12 protein-coding genes are annotated in these 16,204 nt (G+C 58.9%); 9 read left to right on the forward strand and 3 right to left on the reverse strand.

Annotated elements, in window-relative coordinates; translation table 11 throughout:
- Positions 1-170: 170 nt before the first annotated feature.
- Positions 171-1,883 (forward strand): monovalent cation:proton antiporter-2 (CPA2) family protein, encoded by a 1,713-nt coding sequence (locus tag AB4P97_RS14580; protein ID WP_200616714.1) that lies wholly within the window; start codon positions 171-173, stop codon positions 1,881-1,883.
- Here the strand turns inward: AB4P97_RS14580 and AB4P97_RS14585 are convergent.
- Positions 1,880-3,088, reverse strand: coding sequence for an ammonium transporter (locus AB4P97_RS14585; RefSeq protein WP_395601259.1), 1,209 nt, complete (start codon positions 3,086-3,088; stop codon positions 1,880-1,882). The genes AB4P97_RS14580 and AB4P97_RS14585 overlap by 4 nt on opposite strands.
- 307 nt (positions 3,089-3,395) lie before the next feature.
- On the opposite strand from AB4P97_RS14585, the gene AB4P97_RS14590 reads away from it, so the two are divergent.
- The 8 genes from AB4P97_RS14590 (at position 3,396) to AB4P97_RS14625 (ending at position 14,783) form a co-directional block, all read left to right on the forward strand.
- The gene (locus AB4P97_RS14590; RefSeq protein ID WP_042560243.1) at positions 3,396-3,710 is read left to right on the forward strand and encodes a YqjD family protein; all 315 of its coding nucleotides are present in this window, start codon (positions 3,396-3,398) and stop codon (positions 3,708-3,710) included.
- Between the two features lie 2 nt (positions 3,711-3,712).
- Positions 3,713-4,099, forward strand: coding sequence for a phage holin family protein (locus tag AB4P97_RS14595; protein WP_042560244.1), 387 nt, complete (start codon positions 3,713-3,715; stop codon positions 4,097-4,099).
- Positions 4,096-4,434 carry a hypothetical protein gene (locus AB4P97_RS14600; RefSeq protein WP_042560245.1) on the forward strand — a complete coding sequence of 113 codons (339 nt, stop codon included), beginning with the start codon at positions 4,096-4,098 and terminating at the stop codon, positions 4,432-4,434. The genes AB4P97_RS14595 and AB4P97_RS14600 overlap by 4 nt, the downstream gene beginning before the upstream one ends.
- Positions 4,435-4,557: 123 nt before the next feature.
- Positions 4,558-5,721 carry an EAL domain-containing protein gene (locus tag AB4P97_RS14605; RefSeq protein WP_047302333.1) on the forward strand — a complete coding sequence of 388 codons (1,164 nt, stop codon included), beginning with the start codon at positions 4,558-4,560 and terminating at the stop codon, positions 5,719-5,721.
- A gap of 70 nt (positions 5,722-5,791) precedes the next feature.
- Complete coding sequence (locus AB4P97_RS14610; protein ID WP_042560247.1) at positions 5,792-7,120, forward strand: deoxyguanosinetriphosphate triphosphohydrolase; 1,329 nt, start codon at positions 5,792-5,794, stop codon at positions 7,118-7,120.
- A gap of 389 nt (positions 7,121-7,509) precedes the next feature.
- The gene (locus AB4P97_RS14615; RefSeq protein WP_395601260.1) at positions 7,510-8,136 is read left to right on the forward strand and encodes a response regulator; all 627 of its coding nucleotides are present in this window, start codon (positions 7,510-7,512) and stop codon (positions 8,134-8,136) included.
- A gap of 8 nt (positions 8,137-8,144) precedes the next feature.
- Positions 8,145-11,789 carry a transporter substrate-binding domain-containing protein gene (locus AB4P97_RS14620; RefSeq protein WP_395601261.1) on the forward strand — a complete coding sequence of 1,215 codons (3,645 nt, stop codon included), beginning with the start codon at positions 8,145-8,147 and terminating at the stop codon, positions 11,787-11,789.
- A 48-nt stretch (positions 11,790-11,837) separates the two neighbouring features.
- The gene (locus AB4P97_RS14625) at positions 11,838-14,783 is read left to right on the forward strand and encodes an HD domain-containing phosphohydrolase (protein WP_395601262.1); all 2,946 of its coding nucleotides are present in this window, start codon (positions 11,838-11,840) and stop codon (positions 14,781-14,783) included.
- Here AB4P97_RS14625 and AB4P97_RS14630 read toward each other — a convergent pair whose 3' ends face one another.
- Positions 14,784-15,266 (reverse strand): GAF domain-containing protein, encoded by a 483-nt coding sequence (locus tag AB4P97_RS14630; RefSeq protein WP_042560251.1) that lies wholly within the window; start codon positions 15,264-15,266, stop codon positions 14,784-14,786.
- Positions 15,263-16,153: an ATP-binding protein gene (locus AB4P97_RS14635; protein WP_395601263.1), complete on the reverse strand. Its 891-nt coding sequence runs from the start codon at positions 16,151-16,153 to the stop codon at positions 15,263-15,265. The genes AB4P97_RS14630 and AB4P97_RS14635 overlap by 4 nt, the downstream gene beginning before the upstream one ends.
- Positions 16,154-16,204 lie beyond the last annotated feature (51 nt).

Consider the following 16,204-nt stretch of genomic DNA (forward strand, 5'->3'; position numbering starts at 1 on the left):
CGCCACTGAAAACCCGTCGAGCCACCGCCGCCCAAAGGCTTGAGCGCATGTGCAGCAGCTGGCGCGCAAAACCCTGATGCAAATCAGCGCACGCAAAAGACGATTACGCGATGCTTACGGTTTTTTTGCTTCTACGCTTGAGAAGCCAGAGCCTGACCTCGGAGTGTCTAGTGTTTGCCAACCTGTTGATCATCCTTGCCTCATCCCTAGTGGTGATTGCACTGTTTCGCCGCCTGCGGCTGCCACCAGTATTGGGCTATCTGTGCGTGGGATTGCTGGTCGGCCCCAATGCATTCGATTGGGTCAATGAGAGTGAACATCTGCCCGACGTGGCGGAGCTGGGCGTGGTGTTCCTGCTTTTTTCCCTCGGCCTGGAGTTTTCCCTTTCAAAGATGATCGCCTTGCGCCAATTGGTGTTTCGTCTTGGCAGTCAGCAAGTATTGGTCAGCGCGGCAGTGCTGGGCCTGTTATTGATGCTCCTGGGCATGCCTATAACGCCAGCGTTTCTGCTCGGCGCCGGGCTCGCGTTGTCCTCCACGGCGATCGTGACCAAGGAATTGGGCAGCCTCGGTGAGGTGTTCAGCAGCCACGGCCAGAATGCGGTCGGCGTCTTGCTGTTTCAGGATGTGGTCGCGGTGTTGCTGCTGACCCTGGTGCCCGTTTTCGCCGGCAGCAGCGATCAGGCCTGGTACTGGGCATTGCCGCTGACGCTGGCGAAAACCGTGGTGTTGTTTGTCGGTCTGTTGCTGGCCAGTCGTTGGTTGCTGCCCCGGCTGTTCCACGAAGTCGCGGCCTCACGCTCGGCAGAATTATTCGTGCTGCTGGCGCTGGTGATTGTGCTGCTTACCGCGTGGCTGACTCACTTGCTCGGCCTGTCTCCCGCCCTGGGTGCTTTTCTGGCCGGCATGTTGCTGGGTGAAAGCCATTACCGGCATCAGATCGAAGCCGATATCCGGCCCTTCCGCGACATTCTGCTCGGGGTGTTTTTTGTCAGCATCGGCATGCTGATCGACCTGCAATTATTCGTCAGCGACGGCCTGTTGATCCTCGGACTGACTGTCGGCTTGATGATCATCAAAGGCGTCGTGGTGGCGTTGCTGGTGAAGTGGCGCGGCAGTGACAGTGAAACCGCATGGCGCAGTGGTCTGGCCCTGGCTCAGGGAGGCGAATTCTGCTTCGCGCTGATGGCGCAGATGCAACAGAACAGCATGCTGCCCGAAAAGCTTGGCGCCTTGCTGCTTGCAGCGACGTTCTGCTCGATGCTGCTGACCCCCATCCTGTTACGCGCCGCCCCACGCATCGCCACGGCCCTGCACCGCAAACCCAATGAGGAAGCACAGATCGAGCACATCAGCGCGCTCAACGCCGACCTCGACCAGCATGTGGTGATTTGCGGATACGGACGGGTCGGTCAATCCATCGGCCGCTTCATGCGTAACGCAAAGCAGCCTTACATCGCTTTGGACAATGACCCGGTGCGGGTACAGGAAGCCGCCACCGAAGAAAGTGACGTGCATTACGGCGACTCATCACGCGGTGACTTGCTCACCGCCGTCGGCCTGCTACGCGCAAAACTGCTAGTGATTGCGGTGGATCAAACCGACGTTGCGATGCGCATTCTCAAGGAGGCACGTCGCCTCAATGATCAAATACCGATCCTGGTACGCACCCGCGACGACAGTGAATTGGCCGAACTCAAAGCTGCCGGCGCCAGTGAAGTGGTGCCGGAGCTGTTGGAATCGAGCCTGATGCTCGGCTCTCACGCCTTGATCATGCTCGGCTTGTCGGCGCGACAAGTACAAGAGAAAGCCGATCAAGTGCGAAGAGACCGATATCGCCTGCTGCACGGTTTTTATTCCGGAGCCAATGATGAAGAAACCTAATCCTGGCTCACCGCGCCGATCTTGTGCACCGACAGGTCGGCGCCGTAATACTCTTGTTCCTGACTCAGGCGCAGCCCATGCAGCGCCTTGATCGCGCCGTACACCACAAAACCACCGATCAACGCCACCGCCACGCCGAGCGCCGTGCCGATCATCTGGCTGATCACGCTGACGCCGCCAAGCCCGCCGAGCGCGGTCTGGCCGAAAATCCCGCAGGCAATCCCGCCCCACACGCCGCACAAACCGTGCAACGGCCACACGCCCAGCACATCGTCGATGCGCCACTTGACCTGCGCCGCCGTAAAGCACCAGACAAACAGCGCGCCGGCGATGGCCCCGGTCACCAGAGCACCGACCGGATGCATCAGATCAGAACCTGCGCAGATCGCCACCAATCCGGCCAGCGGGCCGTTATGCAGAAAGCCTGGGTCATTGCGCCCGACGACCAATGCCGCCATGGTGCCGCCGACCATCGCCATCAACGAGTTGACCGCCACCAGGCCGCTGACGCCTTGCAAGGTCTGTGCGCTCATCACGTTAAAGCCGAACCAGCCGACAATCAGAATCCACGAGCCCAATGCCAGAAATGGAATGCTCGATGGCGCGAAGGCCACCAGTCGTCCGTCGCGATAACGCCCGTTGCGCAGCCCCAGCAACAGTACCGCCGCCAGCGCCAGCCAGCCGCCCATGGCATGCACCACCACGGAACCTGCAAAATCATGAAACGCGGCGCCGAACCGAGCCGTCAGCCAGGCCTGCAGACCATAGTTGCCGTTCCAGATCATCCCTTCGAAAAACGGATAGATGAACGCAACGATCAGCGCCGTGGCGCACAACTGCGGAACGAAGCGCGCGCGTTCGGCAATGCCTCCGGAGATAATTGCCGGGATCGCCGCTGCGAAGGTCAGCAGGAAAAAAAACTTCATCAGCCCATAACCATGATCGGCGCTCAACACTGCCGCCGGCTGCATGAAGGTCACACCATAAGAGATCCAGTAACCTATAAAGAAATAGGCCAGGGTCGAGACAGCGAAATCGCTGAGAATCTTCGACAGCGCGTTAACCTGGTTTTTCTGGCGTACCGTACCGACTTCCAGAAAGGCGAAACCGGCATGCATCGCCAGCACCATCACCGCACCGATCAGGATGAACAACGTATTGGAGCTGTGAACCAATGTTTCCACAGCGCTTTGCAGATTTTCCATAAAGAGGCAGACCTGAAAGATAAAAAGGCACCAAAGCAGTTCATGCACACATTTCATGCACCAAGTTGCGCCCGAACAGTCATGAACCTGAGGGTCCGATGAACCGCTTTGGCGCACGAGCTCGATGTGCTGGCACGAACCGGCATAATTTGCGTCAGGCGTTTGCGGCCTGTACGCCCGGCAACAGCGCACGACTGACCACCGACGCACCACGACACAGCAAAAGTTGTACCAGTCATTTGTACTGAACCTTCGCGCAAGGCTCATACTCGAACGATTCAGAAGCCACATATACGGAGATCCACCCATGGCCAGCATCAAGGCAAAGACTGCTCAAGACATCCTGATGAACGACTTCCAGACCCTGGTCGCCGACACCGAGCGGTTGCTCGAGCACACCGCCACTCTGGCCGGTGATCAGGCAGATGAGCTGCGTGCACAGATCCACGACAGCCTGCTGCGTGCACGCGAAACCCTGAAGCTGACCGAAGACACCTTGCGCGAACGCGGTCAGGCCGCAGTCACCGCCACCGAAGACTACGTGTCGGCCAATCCTTGGCAGTCCGTGGGCATCGCTGCCGGTGTGGGCTTTTTGATCGGCCTGCTAGCTACTCGGCGCTGATTATGTCGATCGGTGAATCCGGCCCGGCTGCGGGCACCTCATCCTCCACGCGGCGTCTGGGCGCCGCAGTCCTCGGCTTGTTGCACAGTCATGTCGAGTTGTTCGGCATCGAACTGCAGGAACAGAAAGCACGCACGGTCAGCCTGTTGTTGTTCGCAGGTCTGGCTTTAGTGTTTGCCCTGCTGTTGCTTGTCGGCTTGTCGACGCTGGTGTTGATCGTATTCTGGGACACCTACCGCCTGCCTGCGATCATCGGCCTGTGCGTGTTCTATACCCTTGCGGCTGCGTTCTGCGGATTGCGCCTCAAGGCTGCGGTGTTCGATGAATCCTCACCCTTCCATGGCACGCTCGAAGAGCTGGCCAACGACCGGGAGCGCCTGCTGCCATGAGCCTGCCTGAACTTCCACACAACAGCTCACGTCGGGAAATGCGCAAGGCACTGATTCGCCTGCGCATGGAAATGCATCGGCAGGAAATCCGCCACGAAGCCGGGCAAGTGCTGCAACCTCTGCAGCGCATGCGTGGCATGTCGCAAAACCTGCAAGGCGGATTCGGGATCAAACACGCGCCGTTGTGGGGTGTTGCCGCGGTCACGCTGTTGGGTTTTATCACCGGCAAAGGCGCGAAAAGCGGCGGTGTCGGTGGCCTGACTCGACTGATTCGCCTGGGAACCAGCCTTGGGCCACTGATCAGACTGGTCATGCAGAGTCCTGGCAAGCGCTGAACTGACGTATCTGGCTACATTCTTGCAATGTCGGCGGGATTGACCTCTTTACCTGGAGGTTCAATCCCGCGTGCCTACCCGGTCGGCGGGTTCACTCAGAACAACAACGACTAAGGAGGCCTCGTGATCGACGGGCAACCGCTCGCCTGCTTTCAACCCTTCATCGATACCGCCACAGGACGTATTGCAGGCGTCGAAGCACTTGGCCGTCTGCGCCAGGCCGATGGACAACTGACATCGGTCGGGCCGTTGTTCGCCGATCCGCGTACGCCGGCCATTGCCCTGCGCCGCCTCGACCGACAGATCCGCGACAACGCCTTGAGCCGTCTGCACGAAGCCCCGGCAGACTGGTTTCTCAGCCTGAATATGTCGCCCCACTGGATCAGCCGTCTGCGCCCCGACCAGGCGCTGCCCAGCCTCAAACAAATGGCGCGACACAATGTCGATCCGCAACGCATCGTGTTCGAGATCACCGAACTTGGCGGTAACAGCCAACGTCTGGCCGAAGTCGTTGGCCGCTATCGCAAGGCGGGGGCGCGAATCGCTATCGACGATTTTGGCGCCGGTCACTCGCAGCTCGATCGGGTGCTGGCCCTGCAACCGGACATTCTCAAACTCGACATGCGCCTGTTTCAGGCCGCAGCTAGAGGCGGGCCAAGCAGCGACGTGGTCAAGGCCCTGGCGCAGATGGCCGAGAAGACGGGGTGCTGGATCATCGCCGAGGGCGTCGAGACCGAAGCACAGCTGAATTTCGCCCTGGAATGCGGATCGCGTTATGTGCAGGGTTTTCTGTTCGCGCGGGCGCAAGAGGCGTTCTTTGCCACCGATGCGTTTGTGCGACGTTTTGCCGAACTGCGCCAGCGTTACGTTCAGCAAAAGCTCACCGAGCGAGGACGATTGATGCAGATGCGCCATCAACTCAGTGAATTGATGGCGATCCTGCAAAACTGGGCACACGCTCGTGCGCCACTCAGCGCATTACCGCAACTGGACGCTTTCCCATGGCTGCTGCGGTTTTACCAATGCGATCGCCATGGCACGCAACTGACCCCCAATCTGGAATGGCGCCACGACGGCTGGGTATCCGATGACCGCTATCTGGGGCACAACTGGTCGTGGCGTCCGTACTTCTACCATTTGCTCGCCGAGGGCTGGGAGGAGCGGCGCCTGACCCTGTCCAACACCTACCGTGATGCCACCAGCAACCAGTATTGCCTGACGGCCGGGCAATTTTTCGACAACGGTGAGCGGTTGCTGTTGATCGACATTGATGCGGCGGGACTGTAGTTCCACTTGCAGGCGCAGACCTGAACCGGGAAGCTAGGACAATTCATCCATCAGACGGAGAGAATCAGCCTTGGATTGGCAAACCCTGCTCAACCGCGAACGTCTAGGAAAGCCGCTGCACAGCCCGCAGGAACTTGGCCGCAGCCCTTTTCACAAAGATCATGACCGCATCATTTTTTCAGGCGCCTTCCGCCGTCTGGGTCGTAAAACCCAGGTGCATCCGGTCACCAGCAACGATCACATTCACACCCGCCTGACCCATTCGCTGGAAGTCAGTTGTGTGGGCCGCTCGCTGGGTATGCGCGTCGGCGAAACACTGCGCAGTGCGCTGCCGCAATGGTGCGATCCGAGTGACCTGGGCATGGTCGTGCAATCGGCCTGCCTCGCTCATGACATCGGCAACCCGCCATTCGGCCATTCCGGTGAAGACGCGATTCGCCATTGGTTTCAGCAGGCGGCCGGGCGCGGCTGGCTGGATGGCATGAGCGAAGCCGAGCGCGGTGACTTCCTCAATTTCGAAGGCAATGCCCAGGGTTTCCGCGTGCTCACTCAGCTTGAGTACCATCAGTTCGACGGCGGTACGCGCCTGACTTATGCCACCCTCGGCACTTATCTGAAATACCCGTGGACGGCCCGTCACGCGGACTCCCTCGGCTACAAGAAACACAAGTTCGGCTGCTATCAGAGCGAACTGCCGCTGCTAGAGCAGATTGCTCACAAGCTTGGCCTGCCACAACTCGAAGATCAGCGCTGGGCGCGTCATCCGTTGGTGTACCTGATGGAAGCCGCCGATGACATCTGCTATGCGCTGATCGATCTCGAAGACGGCCTTGAGATGGAGTTGCTGGAGTACGCCGAAGTCGAATCGCTGCTGCTCGGACTGGTGGGCGATGACCTGCCGGAAACCTACCGCCAGCTTGGCCCGCAGGATTCGCGGCGGCGCAAACTCGCAATCCTGCGCGGCAAGGCCATCGAACATCTGACCAATGCAGCGGCGCGAGCCTTTGTCGAGCAACAGGACGCTTTGCTGGCCGGCACGCTGCACGGCGATCTGGTCGAGCACATGCATGGCCCGGCCAAGCGCTGTGTATTGAACGCCAAGGACATTGCCCGCAAGAAGATTTTCCAGGACAAACGCAAGACCCTGCACGAAATCGGCGCCTACACGACGCTGGAGATCCTGCTCAATTCGTTTTGCGGCGCCGCACTGGAACAACACAATGGACGCACCCCGTCGTTCAAGAGCCGGCGCATCCTCGATCTGCTGGGCAACAACGCGCCTGACCCGCAAGGTTCGCTGCACACGTCATTTTTGCGCATGATCGATTTCATCGCCGGCATGACCGACGGCTACGCCAGCGACATGGCGCTGGAAATGACCGGTCGCTCCAGTCACTGACTTCGCCTCGTTCAGCTGGCCGCAAACCCCGGCCAGCTGAATGCAAGGGGCTCACTTATCTGCACGATGCCATTAACAACGGCAAACTCTTGTCGATTTATGACGCAATGTAACCGCTAAAGACAACCCGCCAACTCGCCAGATCCCACCAAACTTAAACACTATTGAAAAAGCCAATTACAACCAGCATTTGCAAAAAGAAAAAGGCGAACTATAAGCCAATACGATTCCTGCACTTACTTACGCCCGACCTAGTTCAGCTGTAGTCTTTTTCCTTGTTAAATGTAGGAATTATCCGATAACACGACTGGAGCCATGTCAGCTCATGCGAGCGCTCATTCATCTGAGCTAAGGTGCGCGCTTTATTCGTGCTTGTATGGGATTTGATTATGAACTCCGTTTTTATTGTCGACGATCACCCGGTCATTCGTCTCGCCGTACGCATGCTGCTGGAACATGAAGGTTATAAGGTCGTCGGTGAGACCGATAACGGGGTTGATGCCATGCAGATGGTGCGCGAGTGCATGCCTGATCTGATCATTCTCGACATCAGTATTCCAAAACTCGACGGACTGGAGGTGCTGGCCCGGTTCAACGCCATGAGTTCACCTTTGAAAACCCTGGTGCTGACCGCCCAGTGTCCGACCTTGTTCGGTGTTCGCTGCATGCAATCGGGCGCCTCCGGTTATGTATGCAAACAGGAGGATTTGAGCGAACTGGTCAGCGCGATAAAAGCCGTACTCTCCGGCTACAACTATTTCCCCAGTCAGGCGTTGAATCCGGTTCGCAGTGACGATGTTCGTTATACGGAACTGGAACTCTTCAAGCCCGTCAATGATCGCGAATTGATGGTCCTGCAATTGTTTGCCCAAGGTCGCACCAACAAGGAAATAGCCAAGGGGATGTTTCTCAGTAACAAAACCGTCAGCACTTACAAAAAACGTTTGATGCAAAAACTCAAAGCCAAATCCCTTGTAGAACTTATCGAGATGGCCAAACGCAACGCACTCGTGTGAGACCCCGCATGCCCAGCCGTTTAAAGGACTATCTAATTGCGTTGAGTGCAGGGTTTTTCCTGAGCGCCAACGTGTTCGCCATGCAGGGCGGCTCACCTGACTACACCTTGCTCAGCCGGTCGGCAAACGAGTCGATGCCGGTCGCGTTTGAACAGTCTCAACGACAGTGGCTGCAAACCCGCCGCGAGCTGCTATTGGGCACTTCCGCACCGGACTATCCGCCTTTTGACATGACCGTCAGTGGCCAGGACTACGAAGGTCTGACCGCCGACTATGCCGGGATTATCGGCGAGGCTACCGGGATGTCGATCCGGATCAAACGCTTTCCCTCCCGGGAGGCCGCGATTCGCGCGCTGGTCGATGGTCAAATCGACCTGCTCGGTACGGCCAACGGCTATGAAGCAGGCAACGCCAACCTTGCGCTGTCCGAACCCTACGCCAATGATCAGCCGGTGCTCGTGACCCGCGAGGACGAAAGCCGGACATTGACCGAAGGCCTGGCAGGATTGCGCCTGAGCATGGTTTATCACTATCTGCCGCTGCATGAGGTCAAGGCGCTGTACCCCAAAGCACTGATTACCTGCTACCCCTCCTACCAGAATGCGATCAACGCAGTCGCGTTCGATCAGGCCGATGTATTTCTCGGCGACACCATTTCCACGCACTACATGATCAACAAGGGCTACCTCAACAACGTGCGCATGGCCAATTTCGGCAAGCAGGAGGCCCACGGTTTCAGTTTCGCCGTACGCCGCGACAATCCGCAGTTGTTGGGCGTTATCGACACCGTACTCAAAGCGGTGCCGCGCAGCGAGCGTGAAAACATCGCCAAACGCTGGAGCGCCGGCAGCGATCTGCTGCTCACCGACCAAAAGCTGCAACTGACCCAGCGCGAAGAAGCATGGCGCAACCGGCATCCTGTCGTCAGTGTGGTCGTGAATGAGGCATACGCACCGCTGACCTTCTTCGACGGCGACGGCAATTTTCGCGGGATCAGCGCCGACCTTCTCGAACTGATCCGCCTGCGCACCGGCCTGCGTTTCGAGATCCGGCGCAGTCGTAACGACGCGGAAATGATCCAGCAGATAGACAGCCATCAGGCCGACCTTATCGCCGCCCTCCTTCCGACTGCCGAACGGGAAAAAACCCTGAACTTCAGTCGACCCTATCTGGAAAACTCCTATGTCCTGCTGACGCGCAAGAGCGCCGACAGTCCGACCAATCTGGGCCAGCTCAAAGGCAAGCAACTGGCGATCGCCAAAGGCAATCCGATGGTCGAGTACTTGCGAAGCGAGTATCCCCGCATCCAACTGGTTGAGACGGCAGATACCTTCAGCGCGGTGTCCCTGCTGGCCGAAGGTCACGTCGACGGCGCAGTCAATTCACTGGTGATCGCCAACTATTTCATCTCCTCGCAAATCTTCGAACGAGCGCTGCAAATCACCACCACCATCGGCACCGGGCAGGCTGCGTTTTCGCTGGTAACCGCGCGTGACAACCCGGAACTGAACTCGATCATCAACAAAGCATTACTAAGCATTTCCCCCGAAGAACTGGGCGTGATCAATGGCCGCTGGCGTGGATACTCCACGGCTTCGCAAAATATCTGGCGCAACTACCAGCGCCTGTTCTATCAAGTAGTCATCGGCGCCTGCCTGCTCCTGCTGCTGTTGCTGGCGTGGAACGCCTACATGCGCCACCAGATCAAACAACGCCAGGCGGCGGAGCGAGCCCTGAGCGACCAGTTCGAATTCATGCGCTCGCTGGTCAACGGTACACCGCACCCTATCTACGTTCGCGATCGCCAGGGGTTGCTGCAAAGCTGCAATGACAGTTACCTCGAAACGTTCAATGCCAAGCGCGAGGATGTCATTGGCAAAAGCGTCATTCAGGGTACCGTAAGCAACGCTTTCGAGGCTCAAGCCTTCCACGCCGATTACCAGCGAGTCGTCGCTGAAGGCATTCCGCTGTTGCTCGACCGGCCGCTGCACATCGGCAGCCGACGTCTGACCATCTATCACTGGATCATTCCCTATCGCGATTCCAGTGGTGACGTGAAAGGCATCATTGGCGGCTGGATCGACATCAGCGAACGCCGTCAGCTGTTCGAAGACCTGCGAGCAGCCAAAGAGCAGGCGGATGAGGCCAACCGCGCCAAAAGTACATTCCTCGCCACCATGAGCCATGAGATCCGTACGCCAATGAATGCCGTGATCGGCATGCTCGAACTGACCCTCAGGCGCATGGACCAGCAGCATCCGGATCGCGCCTCGATAGACACCGCCTACCATTCGGCCAAGGATCTGCTGGGGCTGATCGGCGACATTCTCGACATCGCCCGGATTGAATCCGGGCGTCTGAGCCTGTGCCCGGAACGGGTCAATCTGGTCGATACGGTAACGTCTGTCGCAAGAATTTTCGACGGCCTGGCCCGGCAAAAGAACCTCGCCCTGCAAGTGATCTTCAACCCGCCGGATCTGGCAGTCGATGTGCATCTGGACCCCCTGCGCTTCAAGCAGGTGCTGTCGAATCTGGTCAGCAATGCCATCAAGTTCACCGAGCATGGACACATCAGGATTACCCTGGACCTCATGAGCACGGACGCGCCTGCCCCTGCGTTGATGCAACTGACGGTACAGGACAGCGGCGTCGGTATCAGTGCGGAGGATCAGCAGCGATTGTTCGAACCCTTTGCCCAGGCGGAGAACAGCCATCAACTAGCCCGCAGCGGCGCAGGTCTGGGGCTGGTCATCAGCCGCAACCTCTGCGAAATGATGGGCGGCCAGTTGCAACTGAGCAGCCAGCCCGGCATCGGTACACAGGTTTGCGTTTCCCTGCCGCTGGAAACTTTTCCGGCCCAGGTGAGCACCGCGAGGGCCGAACCCTCAATCAAGATCTCACAGACACCCTTGCGCGTATTGGTGGTGGACGACCACCCGGCGAATCGCTTGTTGATGTGTCAGCAGCTGGAGTTTCTCGGTCATCACTTCAGCGTCGCCGAGAATGGCCGCAGCGGTCTGGAGCTGTGGAAGGATGGCGGCTTCGACCTGGTGATCGTCGACTGCAACATGCCCTTGATGAACGGCTATGAGATGACCCGCGCCATTCGCCAGCACGAGCTGCAGAATCGCTGCCCACCCTGCACGGTGCTGGGCTTCACCGCCAACGCGCAACCCGAGGAAGTACAACGCTGCAAACAGGCCGGCATGGATGACTGCCTGTTCAAACCCTTGAGCCTGAGTCTGCTCGGGCAGTGGGTCGACGGCATCACCCCTTTATCACCGACACCGGCATTCAGTTTGCAAAGTCTGAACATGTTGACCGGCGGCAGCCCCGCGCAGGCTCGGCGTCTGCTGGTGGAACTGCTCAAGAGCAGCCGCCTCGATCGTCAGGAGTTACTCACGCTGGCGCTGGAACATGATCGGGACGCACTGGCGGTGGTCGCCCACAAAATCAAAGGCGCCGCGCGCATTGCCCAGGCATCACGTGTGATCGAATGCTGCGATGCCCTCGAACACGCCTGCGCGCAGGCATTGGCAAGAGAGGAGATTGAACGTCGTTGCGAGGCGAGCAACCAGGCAATCCTCGAACTGGAGCAGGCCCTGCAGCAACAACTGGTTTTGTTCGATCAAGGCGCAATGAGCTTGCCTTAACTATGCTTAGGCGCTGAGCAGTGAGTTAAACGTCATGGAGAACCGGAAATGCCCAGCCCACTGCGCCCGGAACAACGCCGCTTCCCGCTGCATGTGCACATCAGCGTCATGTTCACGTTTCTCCTGCTGCTCACCGGCGTGGTACTGGGGTTGTTCAATTATCGCCAGACCACGCACATCATTCTGTCGAGCAGCGAGAAGCTGTTCAACCGGATCGAACAGGACGTGCGCCTGGACATATCCGCCACCTATCAGCCGATCCGGCACCTGCTGAGCCTGCTGGGGGACTACCCTGCTACTCAGGCGTTGAACCTTGAACAACGCTTGCCGCTGCTCAAGCCGTTCAGCCAGTCACTCACGGACAACCCGAGCCTGGCTTCGCTCTATCTGGGTTATGCCAATGGCGATTTTTTCATGGTCCGTCCGCTACGCACTGCGGCCCTGAAATCGCTGTTCAACGCCCCCGACACCGCGGCGTACCAGGTGTGGAGCATTGAGCATGACTTGCAGGGCGCATCGCACTCGCAATCGCTGTTCTTTGATCAAACACTGACTCAGCTCAGCCGCAAGGACAATCCCGAAGACTCCTACGACCCGCGCAGCCGAGCGTGGTTCGCCAATGCCCGCCAGCAAACCGAACAGATCACCACCGAACCCTACGTATTTTTTTCCACCCGCAATGTCGGCACCACGCTGGCTCGACGCAGTGGTGAACACGCGGTAATCGGCGCCGACATGACGCTGGCCGCGCTGTCTGCCACCCTCAGCAAACATGTGGTGACGCTGTCCACCGAAATAGCCTTGTTCGATGCGCAAGGCAACGCCGTGGCCTACCCCGACAGCAGCCGTCTGATCGTCGATGACAGTACCGCGCACCTGGTAAAAGCCGCCGACCTGAGCCCGAGCCTGCACGCTCTGCTGTCCGATGCTCCCACCGCCAATCGCCTTGAAGCCGATGGCCGGCAATGGATTGTCGCCCGCAGCAGCATTCAGGAAGGTGGGCCGCAAGGTTTGCAACTGGCCCTGCTGGTGCCGGAAGACGAACTGCTGGTCGATGCCTATCGCATGCGCTGGCAAGGCGCGTTGATCACCCTGGCTACGCTGCTGATGTGCCTGCCACTGGGTTGGCTGATCTCGAGGATTCTGGTCAAACCACTGCACGCGCTGGTCAAGGAAGCTGATGCGATCCGCAGTTTCGATTTCAATTTCCCCCTGACCCGACGCTCACCGGTGCTGGAAGTCGACCAGCTGAGTGTGTCGATGGCAAGAATGAAAGACACCCTGGCGAGCTTCTTCCGCATCACCGATACCCTGGGCGCCGAAACGCGCTTTGCCCCGCTGCTGCAACGGGTGCTGTTTGAAACGGTACAAATCGCCCAGGCTCAGGCCGGGCTGATCTATTTGCGTGAAAACGACAGCAGTCGCATGGAACCATACGGATTGATCATCGATGGCGCACCGCAGTTGTTGGAGACGTTCGATATTCAGGGCCACGACCTGCAAACAAGCAGCGGCCCGGCGTGGTTCCAACAATTGGTCAGCGCCAACAATGTGGTGAGCAATCTCGGTGTCGATCAGGCGGGCGACCTGCAGCGAATCCTGCTGGCAATGGCCTCACCCCGCGTTCATCTGATCGGCATCCGCCTGCACAACCGCCACAACGAAACCATTGGCTTGCTGATCCTGCTGGTCAACGACAGCGGCACGCCGGCCGACATGGAAAAACTGCGGCCCGACCGCATCGCCTTCTTGCAAGCGGTGTCCGGCGCCGCTGCAGTGAGTATCGAAAGTCAGCGCCTGCAAGACAGACAGAAGCAATTGCTTGATGCGTTCATTCAACTGCTCGCCGGCGCCATCGACGCCAAGAGTCCCTATACCGGTGGGCATTGTCAGCGGGTACCAGAGCTGACCCTGATGCTCGCCCAGGCCGCAGCGGCGAGTAAAGCCCCCGCCTTCAGTGCCTATCAGCCCACCGAGGATGAATGGGAAGCCCTGCACATTGCCGCGTGGTTGCACGATTGCGGCAAGGTCACGACGCCGGAGTACGTGGTCGACAAGGCCACCAAACTGGAAACCATCAATGACCGGATCCACGAGATTCGCACCCGCTTCGAAGTGCTCAAGCGTGATGCCTGGATCAGTTACTGGCAGGCGCTGGCCCTGGGTGGTGATGAACCCTCACTGGCTGATCTGCGCGATACGAACCTGCGGGCACTGGACGAAGACTTCGCCTTTATCGCTCGCTGCAATCTGGGCAGTGAGGCGATGGCAGAGGCCGATCTGCAACGCCTCGACAAGCTTTCCCGAATCACCTGGATGCGCACACTGGATGACCGTCTGGGCGTTTCATGGGAAGAGAACAAGCGTCAGGCACGCACGCCTGCGCCGACATTACCGGTCAGCGAAAAACTGCTGGCGGACAAACCCGCGCATTTGCTTGAACGCAACGAAAACGAGCTGATTCCCGAAGACAATCCGTGGGGCTTCAAGCTGGACGTACCGCGCTACAAATTCAATCGTGGCGAGCTGTACAACCTGAGCATCACGCGTGGCACGCTGACCCGCGAAGAGCGCTACATCATCAACCACCACATGGTGCAGACGATCATGATGCTCAGCCACCTGCCATTCCCCAGCCACCTGGACAGCATTGCCGAAATCGCCGGCGGTCATCACGAGAAAATGGACGGCAGCGGTTACCCGAAACGCCTGAGGCGCGAAGAAATGAGCCTGCCGGCACGGATGATGGCAATTGCCGATATTTTCGAGGCGCTGACCGCAGCCGATCGCCCGTACAAGAAAGCCAAGTCGTTAAGCGAAGCCCTGGGAATCATGGCGACCATGAGTCGCGAGGCACACATCGATGCGCAGCTGTTTGGCTTGTTCATCAACGAAGGCGTCTACATGCAGTACGCCGTGCGTTTTCTCGACCCGCAGCAGATTGATGCCGTGGACCCGGCCAGCCTGTTGCGCAAGGCTGGCCTTGTCGCATGATCAGCAGTCGGTCAGGCGCAGGAAAATCGCCGCCAGTTGCTCGATGCCGGCCTGATCGTGCACACCAAAACGGGCGAGCTTTGGGCTGTCGAGATCGAGCACGCCGATCAGGCGACCGTCCTTGACCAACGGCACCACCAGTTCACTCTCCGACGCACTGTCGCAGGCGATATGACCGGGAAACGCATGAACGTCTTCAACGCGCTGCGTCTGCAGAGTGGCCGCAGCAGCGCCGCACACACCGCGACCAAACGGAATGCGCACGCAAGCGATCTGCCCCTGGAACGGCCCCAGCACCAGCTCTTCGTTGCGATTAAGGTAAAAGCCGGCCCAGTTCAAATCATCGAGCTGGTTGAACAGGAACGCCGAAAACTGCGCGGCGTTGGCGATAAAGTCGCGTTCGTCCGCCAGCAGTGATTCCAGTTGTGCGGCCAACATGCCATAGCCTTCGAGGCCCTGGCCGCTCTGTTGCAAATCAATCATGCCTTGTGCTCCAACAATTTCAGTCCCACCCAGTATCGGGCGAATTGGTACGCGCAACGTCCGTTGCGATTGCCGCGGCCGGTGGCCCAGCGCACGGCGAGATTCTCCAGTTCCTCGTCGCGTTGCCAGTTCAGGCCCGCCTTGGCAGCCAACTGGCCGATCCAGTGCTCGACGACGTTCAGGAAGTGTTCTTGCGTAAACGGGTAAAACGACAGCCACAGACCAAACCGGTCCGACAGCGCGATCTTGTCCTCCACCGCTTCGCTGGGGTGCAGTTCGCCGTCGACGCGTTTCCAGTTTTCGTTGTCACTTTCCTTCTCCGGCACCAGGTGGCGACGGTTGGACGTGGCGTAAAGCAATACGTTGTCCGGTGCCTGCTCCAACGAACCGTCGAGCACGCTTTTGAGGACGCGGTAATCGCCTTCGCCGGATTCGAACGAGAGGTCATCACAGAACAGCACAAAACGTTGTGGCAGTTTGCCGATCTGCTCGACCACCCGTGGCAAGTCGGCCAGATGGTCACGTTCGATCTCGATCAGGCGCAGGCCCGCCTCGGCGTGTTCCGCGAGCAATGCGCGCACCAGCGAGGATTTGCCGGTGCCACGCGAACCCCAGAGCAAGGCATGGTTGGCCGGCATGCCATCGAGAAACTGCCGGGTGTTGCGCCCCAGCTGTTCCAGTTGACGGTCGACGCCGATCAGATCGGACAGGCGCATGTCTAGGCTGACTTCCAGCGGCAGCAAGTACCCGCTGCGTCCGTCACGCTGCCAGCGCGCCGCCAGGCAAGTGCCCCAGTCAATTGTCGGGCGCGTTGCCGGCAACAAGGGTTCGATCCGCGCCAAAACCGACTCGGCGCGTTCAAGAAAAGCATTTAATCGGGAATCCACGTCTTTTCCTCGGGCACGTTCACAGTGATGATGGCGATCCAGCGACGACAC

The sequence above is a fragment of the Pseudomonas sp. A1230 genome (genome assembly GCF_044218825.1).
Lineage (GTDB): Bacteria > Pseudomonadota > Gammaproteobacteria > Pseudomonadales > Pseudomonadaceae > Aquipseudomonas > Aquipseudomonas iridis.

Coding starts and splice junctions, on each gene's coding strand:
- AB4P97_RS14585 (WP_395601259.1), bottom strand. CDS start 3,088: ATGGAAAATCTGCAAAGCGCTGTGGAAACATTGGTTCACAGCTCCAAT.
- AB4P97_RS14590 (WP_042560243.1), top strand. CDS start 3,396: ATGGCCAGCATCAAGGCAAAGACTGCTCAAGACATCCTGATGAACGAC.
- AB4P97_RS14595 (WP_042560244.1), top strand. CDS start 3,713: ATGTCGATCGGTGAATCCGGCCCGGCTGCGGGCACCTCATCCTCCACG.
- AB4P97_RS14600 (WP_042560245.1), top strand. CDS start 4,096: ATGAGCCTGCCTGAACTTCCACACAACAGCTCACGTCGGGAAATGCGC.
- AB4P97_RS14615 (WP_395601260.1), top strand. CDS start 7,510: ATGAACTCCGTTTTTATTGTCGACGATCACCCGGTCATTCGTCTCGCC.
- AB4P97_RS14620 (WP_395601261.1), top strand. CDS start 8,145: ATGCCCAGCCGTTTAAAGGACTATCTAATTGCGTTGAGTGCAGGGTTT.
- AB4P97_RS14625 (WP_395601262.1), top strand. CDS start 11,838: ATGCCCAGCCCACTGCGCCCGGAACAACGCCGCTTCCCGCTGCATGTG.
- AB4P97_RS14630 (WP_042560251.1), bottom strand. CDS start 15,266: ATGATTGATTTGCAACAGAGCGGCCAGGGCCTCGAAGGCTATGGCATG.